Origin of the sequence: Noviherbaspirillum album, from assembly GCF_035916955.1 — a bacterium.
Taxonomy (GTDB): Bacteria; Pseudomonadota; Gammaproteobacteria; order Burkholderiales; family Burkholderiaceae_D; genus Noviherbaspirillum; species Noviherbaspirillum album.
In genome coordinates, this window is sequence record NZ_JAWIIV010000007.1 from 1 (window position 1) to 20,128 (window position 20,128).

General features: G+C 58.3%; 21 protein-coding genes, 1 tRNA gene and 1 pseudogene. 10 read left to right on the top strand and 13 right to left on the bottom strand.

Translation table 11 applies throughout. The features are described from left to right. Positions 1-270: pseudogene (locus tag RY831_RS10085) on the top strand (IS4 family transposase); the annotation flags it as partial. A gap of 69 nt (positions 271-339) precedes the next feature. Here RY831_RS10085 and thpR read toward each other — a convergent pair. The 3 genes from thpR to RY831_RS10100 all read right to left on the bottom strand — a co-directional run bounded on the left by thpR (position 340) and on the right by RY831_RS10100 (position 2,497). Then, the gene (gene thpR / locus RY831_RS10090; protein WP_326506216.1) at positions 340-894 is read right to left on the bottom strand and encodes an RNA 2',3'-cyclic phosphodiesterase; all 555 of its coding nucleotides are present in this window, start codon (positions 892-894) and stop codon (positions 340-342) included. A gap of 75 nt (positions 895-969) precedes the next feature. After that, complete coding sequence (locus RY831_RS10095) at positions 970-1,926, bottom strand: metallophosphoesterase family protein (protein ID WP_326506217.1); 957 nt, start codon at positions 1,924-1,926, stop codon at positions 970-972. A gap of 232 nt (positions 1,927-2,158) precedes the next feature. Then, positions 2,159-2,497, bottom strand: a complete 339-nt coding sequence (locus tag RY831_RS10100; RefSeq protein ID WP_326506218.1) for a hypothetical protein — start codon at positions 2,495-2,497, stop codon at positions 2,159-2,161. Between the two features lie 207 nt (positions 2,498-2,704). Between RY831_RS10100 and RY831_RS10105 the strand changes: the two genes are divergently transcribed. The 3 genes from RY831_RS10105 (at position 2,705) to RY831_RS10115 (ending at position 3,640) form a co-directional block, all read left to right on the top strand. After that, the gene (locus RY831_RS10105) at positions 2,705-2,884 is read left to right on the top strand and encodes a hypothetical protein (protein WP_326506219.1); all 180 of its coding nucleotides are present in this window, start codon (positions 2,705-2,707) and stop codon (positions 2,882-2,884) included. Positions 2,885-2,933: 49 nt separating this feature from the next. Beyond that, on the top strand, positions 2,934-3,242 hold the full coding sequence (locus RY831_RS10110; RefSeq protein WP_326506220.1) for a hypothetical protein: 309 nt from the start codon (positions 2,934-2,936) through the stop codon (positions 3,240-3,242). A gap of 137 nt (positions 3,243-3,379) precedes the next feature. Continuing rightward, on the top strand, positions 3,380-3,640 hold the full coding sequence (locus RY831_RS10115; protein WP_326506221.1) for a hypothetical protein: 261 nt from the start codon (positions 3,380-3,382) through the stop codon (positions 3,638-3,640). Between the two features lie 591 nt (positions 3,641-4,231). Here RY831_RS10115 and RY831_RS10120 read toward each other — a convergent pair. Beyond that, the gene (locus RY831_RS10120) at positions 4,232-4,519 is read right to left on the bottom strand and encodes a hypothetical protein (protein WP_326506222.1); all 288 of its coding nucleotides are present in this window, start codon (positions 4,517-4,519) and stop codon (positions 4,232-4,234) included. A 214-nt stretch (positions 4,520-4,733) separates the two neighbouring features. Here RY831_RS10120 and RY831_RS10125 point away from each other — a divergent pair, with 214 nt between their 5' ends. After that, positions 4,734-5,201 (top strand): hypothetical protein, encoded by a 468-nt coding sequence (locus RY831_RS10125; RefSeq protein ID WP_326506223.1) that lies wholly within the window; start codon positions 4,734-4,736, stop codon positions 5,199-5,201. A gap of 151 nt (positions 5,202-5,352) precedes the next feature. Here the strand turns inward: RY831_RS10125 and RY831_RS10130 are convergent. Then, positions 5,353-5,427, bottom strand: a tRNA-Arg gene (locus RY831_RS10130). 157 nt (positions 5,428-5,584) lie between these two features. Here RY831_RS10130 and RY831_RS10135 point away from each other — a divergent pair. Continuing rightward, a complete protein-coding gene (locus RY831_RS10135; RefSeq protein ID WP_326506224.1) occupies positions 5,585-7,507 on the top strand; it encodes an ATP-binding cassette domain-containing protein in 1,923 nt (640 codons plus the stop codon). Positions 7,508-7,531: 24 nt separating this feature from the next. On the opposite strand, the gene RY831_RS10140 is transcribed toward RY831_RS10135, so the two are convergent. Beyond that, a complete protein-coding gene (locus RY831_RS10140) occupies positions 7,532-8,371 on the bottom strand; it encodes a SirB1 family protein (protein ID WP_326506225.1) in 840 nt (279 codons plus the stop codon). A 60-nt stretch (positions 8,372-8,431) separates the two neighbouring features. Further along, positions 8,432-9,982, bottom strand: coding sequence for a murein biosynthesis integral membrane protein MurJ (murJ, locus tag RY831_RS10145; protein ID WP_326506226.1), 1,551 nt, complete (start codon positions 9,980-9,982; stop codon positions 8,432-8,434). Between the two features lie 176 nt (positions 9,983-10,158). On the opposite strand from murJ, the gene rpsT reads away from it, so the two are divergent. Continuing rightward, positions 10,159-10,422, top strand: a complete 264-nt coding sequence (gene rpsT, locus RY831_RS10150) for a 30S ribosomal protein S20 (protein WP_194720929.1) — start codon at positions 10,159-10,161, stop codon at positions 10,420-10,422. 239 nt (positions 10,423-10,661) lie between these two features. On the opposite strand, the gene RY831_RS10155 is transcribed toward rpsT, so the two are convergent. Together RY831_RS10155 and RY831_RS10160 are read right to left on the bottom strand one after the other, a co-directional pair. Beyond that, positions 10,662-11,066 (bottom strand): DUF192 domain-containing protein, encoded by a 405-nt coding sequence (locus RY831_RS10155; RefSeq protein ID WP_326506428.1) that lies wholly within the window; start codon positions 11,064-11,066, stop codon positions 10,662-10,664. Between the two features lie 177 nt (positions 11,067-11,243). Further along, a complete protein-coding gene (locus RY831_RS10160) occupies positions 11,244-11,807 on the bottom strand; it encodes a pseudouridine synthase (protein ID WP_326506227.1) in 564 nt (187 codons plus the stop codon). A 332-nt stretch (positions 11,808-12,139) separates the two neighbouring features. Here RY831_RS10160 and icd point away from each other — a divergent pair, with 332 nt between their 5' ends. Beyond that, positions 12,140-13,393 carry an NADP-dependent isocitrate dehydrogenase gene (icd, locus tag RY831_RS10165; RefSeq protein WP_326506228.1) on the top strand — a complete coding sequence of 418 codons (1,254 nt, stop codon included), beginning with the start codon at positions 12,140-12,142 and terminating at the stop codon, positions 13,391-13,393. Positions 13,394-13,547: 154 nt separating this feature from the next. Here icd and RY831_RS10170 read toward each other — a convergent pair whose 3' ends face one another. The 3 genes from RY831_RS10170 to cspE all read right to left on the bottom strand — a co-directional run bounded on the left by RY831_RS10170 (position 13,548) and on the right by cspE (position 15,956). Next, a complete protein-coding gene (locus tag RY831_RS10170; protein ID WP_326506229.1) occupies positions 13,548-14,177 on the bottom strand; it encodes a response regulator transcription factor in 630 nt (209 codons plus the stop codon). An 18-nt stretch (positions 14,178-14,195) separates the two neighbouring features. Then, a complete protein-coding gene (locus tag RY831_RS10175) occupies positions 14,196-15,551 on the bottom strand; it encodes a cache domain-containing protein (protein ID WP_326506230.1) in 1,356 nt (451 codons plus the stop codon). A 201-nt stretch (positions 15,552-15,752) separates the two neighbouring features. Further along, positions 15,753-15,956: a transcription antiterminator/RNA stability regulator CspE gene (gene cspE / locus RY831_RS10180; protein ID WP_009665919.1), complete on the bottom strand. Its 204-nt coding sequence runs from the start codon at positions 15,954-15,956 to the stop codon at positions 15,753-15,755. Positions 15,957-16,291: 335 nt separating this feature from the next. On the opposite strand from cspE, the gene clpS reads away from it, so the two are divergent. Together clpS and clpA are read left to right on the top strand one after the other, a co-directional pair. Beyond that, a complete protein-coding gene (clpS, locus tag RY831_RS10185; protein WP_151636641.1) occupies positions 16,292-16,600 on the top strand; it encodes an ATP-dependent Clp protease adapter ClpS in 309 nt (102 codons plus the stop codon). After that, positions 16,597-18,897: an ATP-dependent Clp protease ATP-binding subunit ClpA gene (gene clpA, locus RY831_RS10190; RefSeq protein WP_326506231.1), complete on the top strand. Its 2,301-nt coding sequence runs from the start codon at positions 16,597-16,599 to the stop codon at positions 18,895-18,897. The genes clpS and clpA overlap by 4 nt, the downstream gene beginning before the upstream one ends. A 147-nt stretch (positions 18,898-19,044) precedes the next feature. Here the strand turns inward: clpA and RY831_RS10195 are convergent, their stop codons facing one another. Further along, positions 19,045-20,088 (bottom strand): aldo/keto reductase, encoded by a 1,044-nt coding sequence (locus RY831_RS10195; protein ID WP_326506232.1) that lies wholly within the window; start codon positions 20,086-20,088, stop codon positions 19,045-19,047. Positions 20,089-20,128 lie beyond the last annotated feature (40 nt).

The following is a 20,128-nucleotide window of genomic DNA, read 5'->3' on the forward strand; positions in this document are numbered from 1 at the left end:
ATACGACTGGAAATGGCCAAGGCAGCGCTGGAGGTCAAGTGCGAGCCGACCGAGATCAGCTTCATCCGCGCCTTCCATGCCATCCAATACGAGTTGCACTGGGCTGCCGTGACCCGAGCCCAGGGCAAACTGCCCGCTTTACTACAGCGCCTTCGTCAGCGCCTGGTCATGCTCTTGAATGAACAACGGCCCGGCCGAAAAATCGAACGGGCCGTGAAGGCCTTGCCACATCGTTACACCGTTCGGGTCCTCAAGAAAAACCTTAACTGAACGGCATTACGGCGCTGCCGCTCTTTTTCATTGCCGATTCGTTCGTCGAACGCCGTCCGGCGCAGCCTCCTACGAGGATGCATTCCCGCCCTGTGCCGGGTCATGCAATGAGCGCGAGGCGACGACTTCGTACACCGAGCCGTCGCTGCCGGTGACCGACTGCACCAGGACGACATGGTGCGCGCGCCAGACGATCGGATCGAAAACTATGTCGGCCGGAAGTGAGGCGTCGCGGGCAAGCGTGATATGCGGCTTGAACGTGCCGTGGCGGTCATAGGCAATGCCGCGCGCGCTCAGTGCCGAATGCAGCTCCTGCTCAAGCGAGGCCAGTCCGTCCGGTACCTGATGCGTGCCGGCCCAAGCTACGCGGTTGCGCGGAAAGTAGCCGACCTTGTCGATGACGAGGGTTTCGTCTCTCGGCTGCAATTGCGCGAGTATCTCTTTCGCCGTCGTGACGACCGAAGCGGGCTGCATGCCGAGAAATGCCAGCGTCAGATGCAGATTTCCGTAAGGTATCCAGCGGCCCTGCATAGGCGCCTGCAATTGCATCAGCGCGGTCTTGACTGCGTCATCGGGCCAGAGCGCAAAAAAGAGGCGCAGCTTATCGTTGGGGTTGATGCTCATTTGACTCCCGCTATCATGGGTTGGGTTGCCTGCGTTGAATCAAGTCGGGTCTGGTCCGGTCAAACCGAAAGCGCTCTAATGGCATAGCGTGGCGCCGCGGTCGCTGAAGCCGTCCTTCTCCACCGGCAGGAATTCCCATTCATAGCCTTTCTCCTTCAGATTCAGCTTGAGCACGCCCAGCGTCGTGTTGTCGCTGACCTGGCTGTGCGATTTGCGGAAGCGGAAGGGCGTCAGCTGCGCACCGCCGGTACCCACCACGAATTGCCTTACGCCTCGCCGGTCATCGCGCTGGCCGTCAGCATCCTGCGGCGCAAAGCGTTCATAACCATGATCATGCGCCGCAAGGACAAGTTCCGCGCCGGCCGCGTGAAGGATGCGCCATGCTTCCTGCATGCGCTTGCTGCTGCCGTGGCCGCCGGAGCTGTACAGCGGATGGTGCCAGTAAGCGAGCGTGCAGGAGGAAGGATTGGCGGCAAGGTCCCTGCGCAGCCATGCGAGCTGCCTGCTGTGTTCCTCCGGCTTGAGATAGCTGTTGAGGGAGATTACATGCCAGCTTCCGATCCTGAAGCTGTAGTACCCGGATTGATGCGGGCCGGCAGCGTTTCCGAAGTACCGGTAATAGCCGGTCGCTTGCGGCGTATAGTATTCATGGTTGCCCGGAGAAGGATGGGTGCGGTCCTTGAATTTCCCCCAAGTGGCGTCGTAGCAGCCGGTGAACTCTTCCAGCAGGCCCACCGGATAGGTGTGATCCCCGAGTGTCAGCACCGCCGCTTCCCGGTCGGCCATGAGCCCTGCGGAAACCAGGGCGGCGGTCTTCGCGGCGCCGCTGTCCTGCGGACGGTATTGCTTGCAGTCGGCAATGTCGCCGGCGGCATAGACTGTCACGCCCTTGTCGCTGAGGCTGGCTTGTTTCTCCGCTTCTTCACGCGCGGGCCTGTCGCTGATGCAGCCGCTCAAGCTCGTGATGAGCAGTGTGGTGATCGCAAGGGGAAAGATTCGGAACGTGTTCGGACGCAAGGCACGCAACTTCATGACACTCCATTCGGCAGATCAAGGTTTTTCGAACGTGGAATGATAAGCGCACATGGGCCTGCGCATGCTAGTTCATGCTTGCGAACCCGGATCGTGAATGATCGCAAAAGGAGCGGTAAGACAGGACCGAAGACGGCCCGTGTGCCGTTCCGTTCGCCTCAATCACCGGATGGACCGAATCAGGCAATGCGGCGAACGGGAGAACATGGAGCAGTCCTGCGAGATCGCAGTTTCAGAATTCGTTTTCCCTGAATGCCCGCTCGGCGCGTTCCTGCGCGGCCTTCCAGGCTTCCTCCTCGGTGGGAAACATGCCGGCGGGAATATAGGTTTCGGCGATTTCCGGCTCGCGCGTGAGCCGCACGTAGACCTGGGCCTCGAAGGTATCATCCGGCTGCTTGACAGCAATGATGCGTGCCAGGTGCGTTCCGCTTTGCAGCATGCGTCCGGCTGGTTGCGAAGCGTCTTCGCCTCCCAGCGCAAGCTCGTCGCGCTCCACATCCTGCTGTCCGGGAGATTTCTCTCCGCTGCCAATGTCCGCTTCATCCATCAAGTGTCGGGTTTCGGGTGGCATTGCATTTCTCCTTTGCGATTGCATCCGCGCCAGCGGCGCAAGATGTGTTTCATGTCAGGGTCGACGCAAATATGGATGCGTCCCGGTCGCTTTGTATGATGGCCGTGCTTCCGGATAGTTCTGGTGCGCGGGTGCAATGCCAGGGCGTTACGAACCACGCGACGAACCATCATGAAAGGCCATCGTCTAATTTGTTTTGGAGGCGATATGAACAATGAAAAGCAGAGCACGGTGGAAGTCGGCAAGGGTGACCGCGAAGTTGTTCGCACCAAGGAAAATCCCATCGGCATAGATGACATCGGATTACCTGCTGGCATCCAGCCTGATGAAGTCACCAAACTGGATGACGTCCGGCCCGACCCGGCAAAAACACAGCAGAAACAGTAACTGCAACAAGGACGGCAAGCCGTATCAGTTGGTGATGTGCGGCATTGGAATGACAACCAGGCAGCAGCGGGAGCTGCTGCCACGAACGGCGGCAAAGGAGAAGCAGATGGCAAGCAAGGCGGAGTGCGACAAATTTGCGGCGCAACTTGCCCAGCGTTTCGAGGAATATAGCCGTTGGGCAATCGAGCACTGGCCTAACAAGGAATTTCCGCTGCTGGCTTCCGACTTCACCGAATCGCGCCGCGAACTGAGCGAGATACTGGGCCCAAAGCTCAGCAACGGCGAAGATCCTTCGGATCCGCCCGGAAATTCCGAGGCGGGCCAGTTCCGCGATGTCACGCCGGCGCCTTGGCCCTGAGCTTGGGGCTGAAGCGGTGCCGGGGGCATGCACCCGAGCATGATCAAGCCAGGCACGGAAATTCCTTGAGGCGACACAAGCCGGAAACCGTCGGCGTGGGGCTTAATGTTGATAATCTAATCACATCAGAGGACATCATGACCCCGGCCGACATCATGAAAATCATCAGGACCTACGAGGCCAGCAGCGATACCTCATGGACGACCATGGTGCGCGAGCATGCCAAGTGTCTTGCCTCCGTATCCGACCGGCTGAATCCTCAGGAAATGGAAAAGCTGGTGGAGATTGCCGCGGCTTCGTATCACAAGGCCAAGAACGAGTATCAGGCCAGTGTGGAATATGACCTGCTGGTGCTGCGCCTGAATGCGCAAATGGAAAAGCGACAGCAATCGAAGTAATGTCAGAGCGATGCTCTGGTTGCTTGATGCCGCCACGAATCGAGTTGGCTGGTTTCTGCCGCGCATGCGGCAGCGATAGGCCACGCGCTCGGTGAAACCGGGATGCAGACCTCATCTCCGCGCTCTCAAAGGCGGGATACCGCATAGTGCTTGCGTGGTGTCCCAATCCCCTCGCAGACTGGCATTCGATCCCGTGTGCTGCTATGCAGGCATGCAATAGCTCATTCTTGAGCGAAAATCCTGTACATCGAATTCAATCCCCCAATAAAAAAATCCCGCGAACGCACTACACTGGTCGATCGCGGGCCAATCCCCATAACAGGGAGGAGACGGGAACACCCGACAGATGCGTTTGCACCTGGAGGGCGTATTGATTCTCTCGCCAAAACGCAGCGCTGTTGAAGCCCGATGAGGATTGTTGAGTTAAGGAGATGTCGATGCAATGGAAGGAGCGGCATCGATGCCCGATGGATGGCCCGATAACACTCGACGCACTTATTGCGCCCATTCCACCCATTCCATTCGCTGCCGCGTCAAACCGGATGACGCATTGCCGGGAGGGTCATGGCTGATGCCGATGGCTATCGGTGATCAGGCTTGGCGGATTCCGTTCGGGATCAATCCTGGAGAAGAAGAACCGCGGCGCAGACTCCGCTGACGCCGAGAAGAATTTTGGTGAATCCGCCCGTTTGCACGGGTGTGTCCGATAACACGCGACGGCGTGGAATTTGTGGTGGCGTCAGGGGAAAACCGCATCGAGGACAGGATGATTTCATGGAATCCGTCCTCTTCTTGCAATCCGGGCAGGTGGTTTTCGGCATGGGAAAGTTTCAATTTTTTTAATATCGTATTAAAGCGTAAACCTGTCTCGCGGTACATTCGCCCAGATCAAGCCCGCGCGATTTTGTCAGCAACCCGTGCCTGCGGGACATTTCAAGATAACCATGCGGAACGAGATGTGTGCGGCGGCTTTCATTCACATTGTTACATTGCGTAACTTCGGTGGGGAGAACCACGAGTGGTCGCATACAGTAGGGCAGGCTGGTCTTCGGCCGGCTCGTATGCTGTGTACAGGATCATCATAAGGCTCATCATGAAGCTCACGGTCGTCCCCATCTTGCTTGCTGTGCTGTTGGCCGGATGTGTTGCCGTTCCGATCGACGAGCCCTATCCGGTCCAGTCTTCGGTGCACGTCTACAGCCAGGCTTATCCGGTCTATCAGGTGTATGAAGCACCGCGCCCGATTTACGGGCCGCCGGTCTATGTGCGTCCGCCGGTTTATGGTCCAGGATATCGTTATCGCGAGCGTGACCATGAGCGGCATCCCGGCTATCGGCACCGGGGCAACGGACCGTATTCGCACCATCATTCCGCCCCACGGCCGGAGACCCGGTCTCTGCATCCCGGCCCGCATTCAGGTGCGCATTCCGATCGTCATCCACCCCCTCAAGGCGAAGCGCATCCGAGGCGCGGGCGCGGTGCTGCATCGGGTCCCGGCGTTCCGGGAGGTCGGCCCCCTGCAATGGAAGGGCATGGCGGCCGAGGCGCAATGCGGCAGTAAGCCGAAGCCCATCATTGGATCATTGGGCCCGACATGGGCCGCAGGCAAAAGACAAACAGCGACCGCGCACGGGATTGTCTGTCACGCTCTGCATTGCAAGTTGCCGCAAGAGGAAACCAAGGCGCTGATTTCAAGGGAAACCAGAGGGGATTGGTCCCGCCGACAGGAATCGAACCTGTATCTAGCGCTTAGGAGGCACTCGTTCTATCCATTGAACTACGGCGAGACACGCGGGATGTTGACGCACTGAATCCGCGTCACGCCCGGAATTATAGCCGAGACCGGGACAGAAAATCCTCTCATTGTTTTGCAATGGGTACAATGCAGGCTTCATTCCTCCTTTCCCGTCGACGCGACCGGATTCACCGCATACGCATTTTCCTATGGCAGTCATTTCACTTACCGATGCTCAACTGGCTTTTGGGCATGTCGCCCTGCTCGATCACGCTGAATTTTCCCTGGAAGGCGGTGAACGGGTCGGGCTCATCGGCCGCAACGGCACCGGCAAATCCTCGCTTCTGAAGATCATCGCCGGCATGTCCAAGCTGGACGACGGGCTGCTCGTCATGCAGCAGGGAATCAAGATCGCTTATGTGCAGCAGGAGCCGCAGTTCGTGGAGGAGATGAGCGTTTTCGACGCGGTAGCCTCCGGTCTCGGCGAACTGCCGGGGCTGCTCAACGAATACAACGAGCTTGCCGCCCAGCTTGGCGGCGGCAACGATGATGCGCTGATGGACCGCATGCACGCCATCCAGTCAAAACTGGATGCCGCGGACGCATGGAGCATCGGCAACCGGGTGGAGACGACCCTGGCCCGGCTGAACCTGAACAAGGATGCGATCATGGGCACGCTGTCTGGCGGCACGCAGAAACGCGTCGCCCTGGCCCAGGCACTGGTCGGTGCGCCGGATGTGCTGTTGCTCGATGAGCCGACCAACCACCTGGACTTCACTTCCATCCTCTGGCTCGAGTCCCTGCTGCGGGATTTCAAGGGCAGCATTCTCTTCATTACCCACGACCGCTCCTTCCTGGATCATGTCGCGACCCGCATCATCGAACTCGACCGGGGAAGGCTGTTGTCCTTTCCGGGCAATTTCAGCGCTTACCAGACCCGTAAGGCGGAACAGCTTGAAATCGAGGCCATCGAGAATGCCAAGTTCGACAAATTTCTTGCGCAGGAGGAAGTCTGGATCCGCAAGGGCGTGGAAGCGCGCCGCACACGGAACGAAGGCCGGGTCAAGCGCCTGGAGGAATTGCGCCGCACCCGCAGCGCCCGCCGCGACCAGCAGGGACAGGTGAAGCTGGACGTGTCGTCGGGGGAGCGCTCCGGCAAGATCGTCGCGGAGCTGACCGATATCTCCAAGCACTATGGCGACAAATCCATCGTGCAGGATTTCAGCGCGATCATCATGCGCGGCGACAAGGTGGGCCTGATCGGGCCGAACGGTGCCGGCAAGACCACGATGCTCAAGCTGATCCTGGGTGAGGAGCAGCCCGACAGCGGCTCGGTCAAGCAGGGCGCGCGCTTGCAGGTTGCCTATTTCGACCAGATGCGGGCGCAGCTGAACGAAGAAGCCAGCCTGGCGGATACGATCTCGCCCGGAAGCGATTGGGTGGAAATCAATGGCCAGCGCAAGCACGTGATGACTTACCTGAGCGATTTCCTGTTCGCACCCGAGCGTGCCCGTTCGCCGGTGAAATCCCTGTCCGGTGGCGAGCGCAACCGCCTGCTTCTTGCGCGGCTGTTCGCCAAGCCGGCCAATGTGCTGGTGCTGGACGAGCCCACCAACGACCTCGACATCGACACGCTCGAACTTCTGGAAGAACTTCTCGAGGAATACAGCGGAACCGTGTTCCTGGTTAGCCACGATCGCATGTTTCTCGACAATGTGGTCACGCAGGTGATTGTCGCCGAAGGCGGCGGGTTCTGGCGCGAATACGTTGGCGGTTATACCGACTGGGAAAGGGTGCGCGCGGCTGCCGGCGCCAAACCGGCAGCCAAGCCTGCGGCCAGGCCCGACAGCAAGACGGAAAGCCGGGATAGTGGCGCGGTCTCCGCGGGTGTCGGCAGCAAGCCGAAGAAGCTGAGCTTCAAGGAGCAGCGCGAACTGGAAGCCTTGCCGGCATTGATCGCCTCGCTTGAGGCGGAGCAGAAGGTGATCTCGGAGCAGCTGGCAGACCCCGAGCTGTATCGCCAGCGTCCCGACGAAGTGCAGCGGCTCAATCAGCGTTTCTCGGAAATCGACGAGCAACTGCTCGAGAGCCTGGAAAAATGGGAAGCCATCGAGGCGAAGACCAAGAACTAAGCCTCCGCCGGTTCACAGCCGGCGCTAGTTCAGGCGCCGGCAGGCCTCGCGCAGCTGCGGCAGCTTGCCGCGCAGGGTTTCGGCATCGGGCGCATACGGACGTTCGGCCAGGTAGGCTTCGATATCGTCCAGCGCGGCCTGCGGGCATTCCAGGTTGGCATAGGCCAGGCCACGATCACGGCGTTCCGTGATCTCCTCCGGAAGAAGAATGAGCAGGCGCTGCTGCACGCCCAGCAGGCGCTGCCAGTGCATGTGCTCGAAAAACAGCGACTTCAGGTTGCGTAGCATCCGCACCAGGATTTCGCGCGGATGTGCGGCATGCAGGTAGTAGGACAGCGGGATTGCGCCGGGATAGCTCTGGTGCTCGAAATAGGGTTCCAGCCGTTCTTCGAGTTCCTCGCGCGACAGGCTGGCGCCGTTGAACGGATCGAGCACGATATCGCCGGATTGCACCGACAGCTTCATCAGGAAATGACCGGGAAAGGAGATGCCCTTCACATTCAATCCGATCTGCTGGGCAAGCTCCATGTACAGCACCGCCAATGAAATCGGAATGCCCCTGCGCGTGCGGATGACCTTGTGCAGGTAACTGTTGTCCGGATCGTAGTAGTCGTTCACGTTGCCTGCGAAACCAAGCTCCCGGTAGAAGAAGTGGTTGAGCAGCCTGAGCTTTTGCACGCTGGAGGCATCCGGCGCAAGCCGGCGTTGCAGCCGGGCCGCGAGAATGTCGACCTCCACCTGCGTCGCGGCAAGATCGAGTTGCGGTTCTGCATCCTGAGCGATCGCCAGCGCGGCTTCGAACAGCGGGATGGTGTCGTCTTGCTGTACTAGCGAGGCAAAGTATTCTAGAGATTGGATTACCATACATGTCCATCATAACCCATGCCGCCGCCATTGAAAGGGCAGCATGGCAATCGGACGGCGTCAGCGACCCATGCGCTTGAAGTCGCGGAAGCGGAAACCCATCGCCAGAAGCGATCCAAAGTAAGTTACCGCACAGGCCAGCATCACCAGCGAAAGTGCCCCGACGCGATGCCATGGGCGGGATTGCAGGCCTATCCAGTCGAAATTGCCGGCTGTCCATAACGCGACCCCGGCCAGCAGGCTCAAGGCTGCACAGATGCGGATGAAGAATATGCCCCATCCCTTGTGCGGGGTGTAGATTTTGCGGCGCCTCAACCCGAAGTAAAGCAGGCTGGCATTCAGGCATGCACCGACGCCGACGGACAGCGCGAGTCCGGCATGCTTGAAGTAAGGAACGAAAACCAGATTCAGCAATTGCGTCGTAATCAGGACGACAATCGCGATCTTCACGGGGGTCCGGATATCCTGCTTCGCATAAAACCCAGGCGCGAGTATTTTTACGACGATCAAACCGATCAGGCCGACGCCGTAGGCAATCAGTGCCTGTCCCGTCATGCTGACAGCGAGTTCATCGAACTTTCCATAATGGAACAAGGTGGTCGTCAACGGTTCCGACAGGGTGGCAAGCCCGACCGCCGAAGGCAGTGCAAGCAGAAAAGTCAGCCGCAGTCCCCAGTCCAGCAGGGACGAGTATTCCTCGGCATCCTTGTCGGCATGCGCTTTTGAAAGACTGGGCAGCAGAATCGTGCCCAGCGCCACGCCGAGCAGCGCTGTCGGGAACTCCATCAGGCGGTCGGCATAGGTCAGCCACGATACGCTGCCGGCGGCAAGGCGCGACGCGATATTGGTGTTGATGATGATGCTGATCTGGGCGACGGACACCGCGGCGATGGCCGGCACCATCTGACGCAATACGCGCCGAACGCCCTGATCCCGCAGTGCTGCTTTCAACCCGAAGCCGATCCGGGGCAGCATGCCGATCTTGAGCAAAGCCGGAATCTGTATGGCGACTTGCAGCAGGCCCCCAACCACCACGGCAAAGGCCAGCGCATAGACCGGTTGCTCCATATGGGGAGCGACGAACAGCGAAGCGGCAATGAAGGACAGATTCAGCAGGACCGGCGTCACTGCGGGAATGCGGAACTGGCGCCAGGTATTGAGTATGCCGCCGGCAAGTGCAACGAATGCCATGAATCCGATATAGGGAAACATGATGCGCGTCATCAGTACGGCGGACGAGTAGGCGGACGGGTCGTCCGCGAGTCCGGTGGCAATGAGATAGACCACGACCGGCGCCGCCACGATGCCGAGAATGCAAGTAAGTACCAACGCCCAGATCAGGACAGTCGCGACATGATCGGCCAGTTCCTTGGTCGCCGCCTCGCCTTTCTGATTCTTGTATTCGGCAAGAATGGGTACGAAAGCCTGCGAGAAGGCACCTTCGGCAAACAGGCGGCGCAGGAGATTGGGAATACGGAAAGCGACATTGAAAGCATCCGTGTAGGCGGATGCGCCAAAAGCCCGCGCGATAAGCAGTTCGCGCAACAGCCCCGTGACGCGGGACAGCATAGTCATGCCGGAAACGGTGGCAAGCGTTTTGAGAAGATTCATGGGGCGCAATTATAGCCGCAGCATTCGGCCGGAATTTTCGCCGCAGATGACCCTCGCGGAAATAGGAGCAGGTCACGATTGATCTATCCCTAAAAACTGCGTTATAATCCGCAGCTTTACAGAATTCTGTCTCGCAATCTGCGAACGCAGTCCGATTTCGATTTAGGAAATAATAAATGGCAAATACCGCACAGGCGCGCAAGCGTGCTCGTCAAGCAGTCAAGCAAAACGCACACAACTCCAGCCAGCGCTCGACACTGCGTACGGCGATCAAGGCTGTCCGCAAGGCGATCGAAGCAGGCGACAAGGCCGCTGCATCGCAAGTATTCCAGTCTTCCGTTTCGACGATCGACCGTATCGCCGACAAGAAGATCATCCACAAGAACAAGGCAGCTCGCCACAAGAGCCGTCTGGCAGCCGCTCTGAAAGCGCTGGCCTGATACTGTCGCAAGGCGGACCTGCGCTGTATTGCGTAGTGCCCCGACGCGATAGCAGATCGCGAGACGAATTAGTAGAATCCAGCAAAACCCGCTTGGCCTGTGCCACGCGGGTTTTGCTCGTTATTGCTGATGCCACCTTGCTACTGCTGCTTTCACTGTCGCTGCAGCGGCAAGGCGGCCTGACTAACTAACGCATCCCTCATGCATCCTTGCGTTGCCAGGACTTCCGCTGATTCCGGCTAGTTCGGCAAGCCCTGGATCGCGGTCCCGGGCTTGATATTCTTTTGCCTGAACCATCCCTGGTTCATCTCCAGCGCATATCTCGCCGGCCGTTTCGCGCAATGCGAATCGGTTGTTTGCGGCTGCATGTCTTCGATATTGATAATCTTCCCGCTTTCATCAATGAAGGCAACCGATAGCGGAATGTAGGTGTTCTTCATCCACATGCAGACACCCGCCGGCCCATCGAACACGAATACCATGCCTTCATTCGGCCCCATCCGCTCCCGGTACATTAGTCCCTGTTGCCGCTCCGCATCCTTTGCCGCTACTTCGGCCTTGATGACATGCATGCCGGCATTCAGGGAAATCGTTGGAAATTTTGCAGGTTGCTGGCTCCATGCGGTTGCGCCGAGAGTTGCCATGACGGCGCCAATGATCAGGTGGGGTAGGAATTGAGCCTTCATCGTCGGGAATGATTTGCGGTTGTTATCGGGGTATTGTCGGATTATTGCTGGCCGTTGTCAGCCGTTGTCAGCTGTCGAGAGCTTATACCAATCCCAAGCCGGGATCGGTACTGGCTGATCGACAAGGAATATGTCCTAGCCACGATCGAGTTCAGCCGGAGAAACTTCCCGCCAATCGCCTGGCCAGAGGGGATGGGTGGCCAGTGCGAACGGGCCGATCGAAATTCTGATCAGGCGCAGGGTCGGCAGTCCTACGGCCGCCGTCATGCGGCGCACCTGCCGGTTCTTTCCTTCCGAGAGCGTCAAGGCGATCCAGCTTGTGGGAATGGCGTTGCGATAACGAACGGGAGGATGACGCTCCCACAGCCATTCCGGTTCTTCGATTCGTCTCGCATGGCAAGGTCTGGTCACGAAATCGCCGAGATCGAGCGGGCCGTTCAAGCGCGCGAGGGCATCGTCATCGGGCGAACCCTCAACCTGCACCACATAGGTCTTGGCCTGCTTGCTATCGGGATGGCTGATCCGGTGCTGCAACTTTCCATCGTCCGTAAGAAGCACCAGGCCTTCACTATCGGCGTCGAGGCGGCCGGCAGGGTAGATGCCGGGAATATCGAGATAGTCGGCCAGGGTTTTCCGTCGTTCATGGGCGGAAAACTGGCACATGACGTCGAATGGCTTGTTGAACAGAATCAGGGGCACGAGGGTTCGGTAATGATCGGTTGGGCGCGTAATGCAGCATGCATAAGGCGGCATTTTACGCGTTGATTGCTCAGGGCCTGCAAACGAATGCGGCAGGGCGCGACGCTATCCCTGTCTCCGGGGGCCGTAGGCGCGCAGGCGAATGCAGAAGAGATCCGCGCGGTGCGAAACCCCGTGGCGGCGCTCAAAGCAAAAGCGATGGCATCCAGTAAAATAGTGGAGCATTAATATGATATCGGTCTTGTGTCCTGTGTAAGACCGGGCATCCTTTGAAGACAAAATTTCAAAGTAAGAGACGGCCTTTCCCTTACTCCCAACCCACGGAGCCTACGATGTATCAACATATCAAAGTGCCTGCCGACGGCCAGAAAATCACCGTCAATGCCGATTTTTCCCTGAACGTGCCGGACAATCCGATCATTCCCTATATCGAAGGCGACGGTACCGGCGTGGACATCAGCCCGGTCATGATCAAGGTTGTTGACGCAGCAGTGGCCAAGGCCTATGGCGGCAAGCGCAAGATCAGCTGGATGGAAATCTTCGCAGGTGAAAAATCCACCACGGTGTACGGCCCGGACGTATGGCTGCCGGAGGAAACTCTCCAGGTCCTGAAAGACTATGTGGTGTCGATCAAGGGGCCGCTGACGACACCGGTGGGCGGCGGCATCCGTTCGCTCAACGTCGCGCTGCGCCAGGAACTCGACTTGTATGTCTGCCTGCGGCCGGTGCGGTATTTCAAGGGCGTTCCGTCACCTGTGCGCGAACCGGAAAAGACTGACATGGTGATCTTCCGCGAGAATTCCGAAGATATCTATGCCGGCATCGAATGGGCGGAGGGTTCCGAAGGCGCCAAGAAGGTCATCGAGTTCCTAGTGAAGGAAATGGGCGTCAAGAAGATCCGTTTCCCCGATACCTCGGGCATCGGCGTCAAGCCCGTGTCGCGCGAAGGCACCGAGCGCCTGGTCCGCAAGGCGATCCAGTACGCCATCGACAACGACAAGCCTTCGGTGACGCTGGTTCACAAGGGCAACATCATGAAGTACACGGAAGGTGGCTTCCGTGACTGGGGATACGCGCTGGCGCAGAAGGAATTCGGCGCCGAGCTGATCGACGGCGGCCCGTGGTGCAAGTTCAAGAATCCGAAGACCGGCAAGGAAATCACCATCAAGGATTCGATCGCCGATGCATTCCTGCAGCAGATTCTGCTGCGTCCGAATGAATACAGTGTCATTGCCACACTGAACCTGAACGGCGACTACATCTCCGACGCACTTGCGGCGCAGGTGGGCGGAATCGGCATTGCACCCGGTGCAAACATGTCCGATTCCGTCGCGATGTTCGAAGCGACTCACGGTACCGCGCCGAAATACGCCGGCAAGGATTACGTCAACCCGGGTTCGGTGATCCTGTCTGCGGAAATGATGCTGCGCCACATGGGCTGGGTCGAGGCAGCGGATCTGATCATCGCCTCGATGGAAAAATCGATCACGTCCAAGAAGGTCACCTATGACTTCGCGCGCCTGATGGATGGAGCCACGCAGGTGTCGTGCTCGGGGTTCGGTGACGTCATGATTTCGAACATGTGATTCGATCGGCGTGTTGGCCAGGCCCGATTGCATGGGCTGTGCACCAACGCGCCGACCTGCCTACGCGCCGACACGCGCCCGACGGCGCAGCAATGGAAAAGGCCGGATTATTCCGGCCTTTTCCATTGCTGCGCCTCGTTGCGTGCGCCGCTCGCTACCTGATCTGCGTCTGTTCGAGTGCGAAGCGAATCAGGTCCGCCTGGCCTTCTATGCCGAGCTTGCGCTTGATGTTCAGTCGATGCGTTTCTATCGTTCTCACGCTGAGGCTCATGTCCCGCGCAATGTGCTTGTTCGACTTGCCGGTGGCAATGCATTGCAGGACTTCCCGTTCGCGGGGAGTCAGAAGCAGCGCCGGCGGCATCGGCCGCGCCAGCTGTTTGGTCAGCCCTGCGCTGTAGTAGATGCCTCCCGACATGACGGTATCAATCGCCGTGATGATATCCATGGCAGGAGCATCCTTGAGAACATAGCCCCGTGCGCCGGCCTGGATGGCCTGCATCACGTACTCTGCCTTGTCATGCATGCTGAGCATCAGCACCGCGATCTCCGGATAGAGCGCATTGAATCGGCCTGTCAATTCGATGCCGTTCATTCCGGACAGGTTGATGTCCATCAGTACGAGGTCAATCGACTGCCTGGCAGCATGCCCCAGGGCTTCGGCGGCGTTGCCGGCCTCGGCCACCACTTCGAAATGCGGAATGGTTTCAAGCCGGGCGCGCAGGCCGTCACGCACCAGAGGATGATCATCGACGAGCAGGATATGGACAAAAGGCGGAGTCTGCATGGTTAGGTTACACGTTGGTTACGCGCGAGGCAGGATGGCAATGACGGTGGTGCCTTCGCCGGACGAACTCAGTTCCAGCCTGCCGCCTACAGTATTGACGCGCTCGTGCATGTTGCGCAAGCCAATCCCGCGTTTGGGATGTTGCGACACGCCGGCCACATCGAATCCGATGCCATTGTCGGCAATGCGAAGGCTGATTTCCTGCTTGCCGCCGGTAAGCCGGATGCGCACCGAGCTTGCGGCGGCGTGGCGCTTGATGTTGGTCAGGGTTTCCTGAGCGATCCTGAACATGACCGTGTTCGCAACATCGGACAAGCCTTCTGTGTTCCCTTCCGACAGGAAGTCGACCTCGATGGAGGTATGTTCGCGGAATTCGCTCGCCAAGTGATCGAGTGCCGCAGCCAGTCCAAGATCGTCAAGCAGGGCGGGACGAAGGTCATGCGATATCCTGCGCACTTCGCCGAGCACGTCGTTCAACTGGTTTGCGGCGCGGTCGAAGGACACGCGCGCGCTATCCGGCCGCGAGGCATTGGTGGCCAGCTTGGCGATGCCGGATTCCACCTGCAGCTTGATGGAAACCAGCCATTGGCTGATGCCGTCATGCAGATCACGGGAAAGCCTCGCCCGTTCTTCCTCCTGGGACCGGACGACGCGCTGCGCAAGGACGCGCAGCTTGGCATCCGCCACCCGATGCTCGCTGATATTCAATGCCAGCCCCGATAGTGCGACCGTGAGGGCGCTTGCGATGGCAATGACGGCAATCCATAGCATCGTGCTCCGGATGTTGACGGAATTTTGTGCATCGATTTTTGCAAGGGCGTTATCGACATCGTCAAGGTAAATTCCGGTGCCCAGCATCCAGCCCCATCGTTCTAGCATGACCACATAGCCTAGCTTCGGCGCCATTTTCCGTGTGGACGGTTTTTCCCACAGATAGCGGACCAGGCCGCCGCCGGACCTGGCTTTTGAAATCAGCCTCTGGATTGTGGGATTTCCTTCCGGGTCACGCAGCTCCCACAGATTCTTGCCGACCAGGTCCGGCAGGCGCGGATGCATGAGGCTCTTGCCTGACAAGTCATACAGAAAAAAGTAGCCATCATCCCCGTAGTCGAGGGATGCAAGGATGTTGATGGCTTTCGCCTTCGTTTCGTCGTCGTTCTGGCCAGATTCGTACAGATGGGCGATCGAGCGCGTGGCCAGTGCCACGTAATGGCTCAATTCGGTTTCCTTGCTTGCCACATAGGCAGTCTCGACCGACGCCCGCTGCTGCTGCGCGAGCAGGTTGGCCTGGTGCCTCACCGCGACCGCGATTGCAAGCAATGCAACAATGAGCGGCGTGATGGCGACGAGAAGGATTTTTTGGCGAAGCTTCATGGCGCATAACTTTACCGCTATTTCTGTAAAGCACGTAAAAAGTCTGCAGTTACGGAATGCAGGAGCGGCATGTCGCGCAACATGGATGCTGGTACCAAGCCCATCTTGCAACAAGCGCTTCCCGAACGCGAGGCAAAAAACGCGAGGCGAAAAAAAACCCCGCTTGGCGGGGCTTTTCGGTGCTCTTGCTAATCGATGTGATTAGGGGGCTTGAATATTTGAAGCTTGCTTGCCTTTCGGGCCTTGCGTGACTTCAAATTGAACCTTCTGACCTTCTTTGAGAGTCTTGAAGCCATTCATCTGGATTGCGGAGAAGTGGGCAAACAAATCCTCACCGCCGTCATCCGGAGTAATGAATCCGAAGCCTTTGGAATCGTTGAACCACTTGACGGTACCTGTTGCCATAAAAGCGTCTTTCAAATAATAACTAATCACACGAGCCGTAAAAGCAAGAAGCCTCGCGACACGCTGCCCCCTCTTATAACTTGCTCACTTCATATTGACAATACGACAATGCTCTGTTTGTCAACTGATACCATTGTTCCTGCAAAAAATATAAAAGTCAAGGCAGTTCCGCTGGACTTTTTGAGTTTTTGCAAGCGTAATGCAGAATAGAATTCTTGAAATTGGGCGATCGGGCATTATCTGCGCAATACGCAGAAAGGGCGTAAGATCGGTATACGTATGGAATATCTTTTACCAGGGCGCATGTCACCCGTGGAAAGTCTTAGATTAAACGCATGGCAACTCAGCATGACAACGGTACGGTAATTGCTAGGCAAGAGCAGAAGCTCAAGCCTCCGCCGATGTATCAGGTTCTGCTCTTGAATGACGACTACACGCCAATGGAATTTGTAGTCGCGATCATCCAGGAGTATTTCAACAAGGACCGGGAAACCGCGACGCAGATCATGCTCAAGGTTCATCGAGACGGAAAAGGAATGTGCGGCGTCTATCCGAAAGACATAGCGTCCACTAAAGTGGAATTGGTTTTAACCCACGCGAGAAAAGCAGGACATCCCCTGCAATGCGTGATGGAGGAAGCATGATTGCGCAGGAACTTGAAGTTAGTTTGCACATGGCTTTTGTCGAAGCCCGTCAGGCGCGGCACGAGTTCATTACGGTCGAGCACTTGCTGCTCGCGCTGCTCGACAACCCGTCGGCAGCTGAAGTGCTGCGCGCATGCGCAGTCAATATCGAGGATCTGCGGAAGACGCTGACGAATTTCATCAGCGACAATACGCCGACCGTGCCGGGCACGAGCGAAGTGGATACCCAGCCAACACTGGGCTTCCAGCGCGTGATCCAGCGCGCCATCATGCATGTCCAGTCCGCTTCCAATGGCAAGAAGGAAGTGACGGGCGCCAATGTGCTGGTGGCGATCTTCGGTGAAAAAGATTCCCACGCCGTGTACTATCTGCACCAGCAGGGAGTCACACGTCTCGACGTGGTGAATTTCATTTCCCATGGCGTGCGCAAGGACCAGCAGGTCGATTCCCAGAAGGCTCCTGAAGGCTCCGAAGAGGCTCAGGCCGAAGGGCAGCAGAAGGAAAGCCCGCTTGATCAGTTCACACAGAACCTGAACAAGATGGCTGCCGACGGCAAGATCGATCCCCTCATCGGCCGCGAGTCCGAAGTGGAGCGGGTTATCCAGACGCTCTGCCGCCGCCGCAAGAACAACCCGCTGCTGGTCGGCGAAGCTGGCGTCGGGAAAACCGCGATTGCCGAGGGCCTGGCATGGCGGGTGACCCAGGGCGATGTTCCGGAAGTGCTCCAGAACGCCGTGGTGTACTCGCTCGACATGGGTGCCTTGCTCGCGGGCACCAAGTACCGCGGCGATTTCGAACAGCGCCTGAAGGCAGTGCTCAAGCAGCTGCGTGAAAACCCGAATGGCATCCTGTTCATCGATGAGATCCACACCATCATCGGAGCGGGTTCCGCGTCGGGCGGCACGCTGGATGCCTCCAACCTGCTCAAGCCGGCCCTGTCCAGCGGACAGCTGAAATGCATCGGCGCGACGACGTACACGGAATTCCGTGGCGTGTTCGAAAAGGATCACGCGCTGTCACGCCGCTTCCAGAAAATCGACGTCAACGAGCCGACGGTCGAACAGACCGTGCAGATCCTGCGTGGCCTCAAGTCGCGTTTCGAAGAGCATCACGGCGTGAAGTACTCGTCTTCCGCGCTGACCTCGGCGGCGGAGCTTGCCGCGCGCTTCATCAATGACCGGCATCTTCCGGACAAGGCCATCGATGTGATCGACGAGGCGGGCGCGGCTCAACGCATCCTGCCGAAGTCGAAGCAGAAGAAGACCATCGGCAAGTCGGAAATCGAGGAAATCATTTCCAAGATTGCGCGCATTCCTCCGCAGTCGGTCAACCAGGATGACCGCACCAAGCTGCAGACCATCGATCGCGACCTGAAAAATGTCGTGTTCGGCCAGGATCCGGCCATCGAGGCTCTGGGTTCCGCCATCAAGATGGCGCGCGCAGGCCTCGGCAAGACCGACAAGCCTATCGGCGCCTTCCTGTTCTCCGGTCCCACCGGCGTGGGCAAGACGGAAGTGGCGAAGCAGCTGGCGTTCATCATGGGCATCGAGCTGATCCGCTTCGACATGTCGGAGTACATGGAGCGGCATGCGGTGAGCCGGCTGATCGGCGCGCCTCCGGGTTATGTCGGATTCGACCAGGGCGGTCTGCTGACCGAGGCGATCACGAAGAAGCCGCATGCGGTATTGCTGCTCGACGAAATCGAGAAGGCGCATCCGGATATCTTCAACATCCTGCTGCAGGTCATGGACCATGGCACGCTGACCGACAACAACGGCCGCAAGGCTGACTTCCGCAACGTCATCATCGTCATGACGACGAATGCCGGCGCGGAAAGCCTGCAGAAGCGTTCGATCGGCTTCACCGACAAGAAGGAAGCCGGTGATGAGATGGCCGATATCAAACGGATGTTCACGCCGGAATTCCGCAACCGTCTTGATGCGATCATCAGCTTCAAGCCGCTCGATGAGGAAATCATCCTGCGCGTGGTCGACAAGTTCCTCATGCAGCTGGAAGAGCAGTTGCACGAGAAGAAGGTCGAAGCGGTGTTCACCGAAAGCCTGCGCAAGTTCCTGGCGAAGAAGGGCTTCGATCCGCTCATGGGCGCGCGGCCCATGTCCCGACTTATCCAGGACATGATCCGCAAGGCGCTTGCAGACGAGCTGCTGTTCGGACGCCTGGTTTCCGGTGGCCGTGTGACAGTGGACATGGACGACAAGGAGCAGATCAAGCTCGACTTTGCCGAGGGAGATGTGCCTCCGCCGTCGGCGCCGGAAGAAACGCTGGAAGTCGAGTAAATCGACATTGGCCCGCAAGGGCTTGAAAAAACCCGGATACGCGCGAGCGGTCCGGGTTTTTTATATGTGATGGAAGGACAGGCTGGCATGCCGCGGCTCAGCGGCGGTTGTCACTAGTGCAGACGCCAGCCAGGGCATTGCCTGTCGCTATTGCGCAGGATTGGGCATGTCCGAATGAATGGCATTGACGGCTCGAACGACCTCATCCGTCAGTTTCGTGTCCCAGGCATCAATGTTTTCCTTCAACTGGGCGAGCGATGTCGCGCCGACGATGGTCGAGGCCACGAACCAGCGGCTGTAACACCAGGCAAGCGCCAGCTGGGTCGGCGTCATTCCGTTTTCCCGCGCCAGCTTCGCATATCGTCCACAGGCTTCGATGACCGACGGACGCAGGTAGCGAGGGCTCCAGTTCGGCGGGAATATCGTCAGCCGGCCGCTTGCCTTCGGATCGTCCGCATACTTTGCCGACAACTGGCCGAAAGCCAACGGGCTATATGCAAGAAGGCTAACTCCGGTGCGGAAGCAGGTCTCGTCGAGCGCCTGTTCGAAACTGCGGTTGACCAGGCTGTACGCATTCTGGATAGATGCGATGCGCGGCAAGCCATGCTGCTCGGATTGCCTGATGAATTCGCAGACACCCCATGGCGTTTCGTTGGAGACGCCGACATGCCGGATTTTTCCTTGCCTGACCAGTTCGCCGAGCGCGGCAAGGGTTTCTTCGATCGCGACATGTTGTCTTTCTTTTGCCGGATCAAAAGAGTTCTGGCCGAACATCGGCACATTGCGGCTCGGCCAGTGTAATTGGTACAAATCGATGTAATCCGTTTGCAGTCTGCGCAGGCTTTCCTCGACGGCAGCGCGCAGGTTGACCGCATCGAAATCGGTGCCGCCGTTGCGGATCCAGGAAATGCCGCGCGACGGACCCGCCGCCTTGGTGGCAATAATGACGTCGGCCCGGCGCCCTGACTTTTTCAGCCAGCTGCCAATATGGCTTTCGGTCCGGCCCTGCGTTTCTGCCCGCGGCATGACTGGATACATCTCCGCGGTATCAATGAAATTGATACCGCGCTCCACTGCATAATCAAGCTGGGCATGCGCCTCGGCTTCGGTGTTCTGTTCGCCAAAGGTCATCGTACCCAGGCAGATGCGGGATACATTCAAATCGCTGGTGCCTAGTGTGAGTCGATCCATGTCTCTGTGCAGGAATTGAAAATCGGTTTATCGATGATGG

Bases quoted from the DNA above. Each gene is read 5' to 3' on its own strand.
- thpR (WP_326506216.1), bottom strand. From the start codon at position 894: ATGAGCATCAACCCCAACGATAAGCTGCGCCTCTTTTTTGCGCTCTGG.
- RY831_RS10095 (WP_326506217.1), bottom strand. From the start codon at position 1,926: ATGAAGTTGCGTGCCTTGCGTCCGAACACGTTCCGAATCTTTCCCCTT.
- RY831_RS10100 (WP_326506218.1), bottom strand. From the start codon at position 2,497: ATGCCACCCGAAACCCGACACTTGATGGATGAAGCGGACATTGGCAGC.
- RY831_RS10105 (WP_326506219.1), top strand. From the start codon at position 2,705: ATGAACAATGAAAAGCAGAGCACGGTGGAAGTCGGCAAGGGTGACCGC.
- RY831_RS10110 (WP_326506220.1), top strand. From the start codon at position 2,934: ATGACAACCAGGCAGCAGCGGGAGCTGCTGCCACGAACGGCGGCAAAG.
- RY831_RS10115 (WP_326506221.1), top strand. From the start codon at position 3,380: ATGACCCCGGCCGACATCATGAAAATCATCAGGACCTACGAGGCCAGC.
- RY831_RS10120 (WP_326506222.1), bottom strand. From the start codon at position 4,519: ATGTACCGCGAGACAGGTTTACGCTTTAATACGATATTAAAAAAATTG.
- RY831_RS10125 (WP_326506223.1), top strand. From the start codon at position 4,734: ATGAAGCTCACGGTCGTCCCCATCTTGCTTGCTGTGCTGTTGGCCGGA.
- RY831_RS10135 (WP_326506224.1), top strand. From the start codon at position 5,585: ATGGCAGTCATTTCACTTACCGATGCTCAACTGGCTTTTGGGCATGTC.
- RY831_RS10140 (WP_326506225.1), bottom strand. From the start codon at position 8,371: ATGGTAATCCAATCTCTAGAATACTTTGCCTCGCTAGTACAGCAAGAC.
- murJ (WP_326506226.1), bottom strand. From the start codon at position 9,982: ATGAATCTTCTCAAAACGCTTGCCACCGTTTCCGGCATGACTATGCTG.
- rpsT (WP_194720929.1), top strand. From the start codon at position 10,159: ATGGCAAATACCGCACAGGCGCGCAAGCGTGCTCGTCAAGCAGTCAAG.
- RY831_RS10155 (WP_326506428.1), bottom strand. From the start codon at position 11,066: ATGGCAACTCTCGGCGCAACCGCATGGAGCCAGCAACCTGCAAAATTT.
- icd (WP_326506228.1), top strand. From the start codon at position 12,140: ATGTATCAACATATCAAAGTGCCTGCCGACGGCCAGAAAATCACCGTC.
- RY831_RS10170 (WP_326506229.1), bottom strand. From the start codon at position 14,177: ATGCAGACTCCGCCTTTTGTCCATATCCTGCTCGTCGATGATCATCCT.
- RY831_RS10175 (WP_326506230.1), bottom strand. From the start codon at position 15,551: ATGAAGCTTCGCCAAAAAATCCTTCTCGTCGCCATCACGCCGCTCATT.
- cspE (WP_009665919.1), bottom strand. From the start codon at position 15,956: ATGGCAACAGGTACCGTCAAGTGGTTCAACGATTCCAAAGGCTTCGGA.
- clpS (WP_151636641.1), top strand. From the start codon at position 16,292: ATGGCAACTCAGCATGACAACGGTACGGTAATTGCTAGGCAAGAGCAG.
- clpA (WP_326506231.1), top strand. From the start codon at position 16,597: ATGATTGCGCAGGAACTTGAAGTTAGTTTGCACATGGCTTTTGTCGAA.
- RY831_RS10195 (WP_326506232.1), bottom strand. From the start codon at position 20,088: ATGGATCGACTCACACTAGGCACCAGCGATTTGAATGTATCCCGCATC.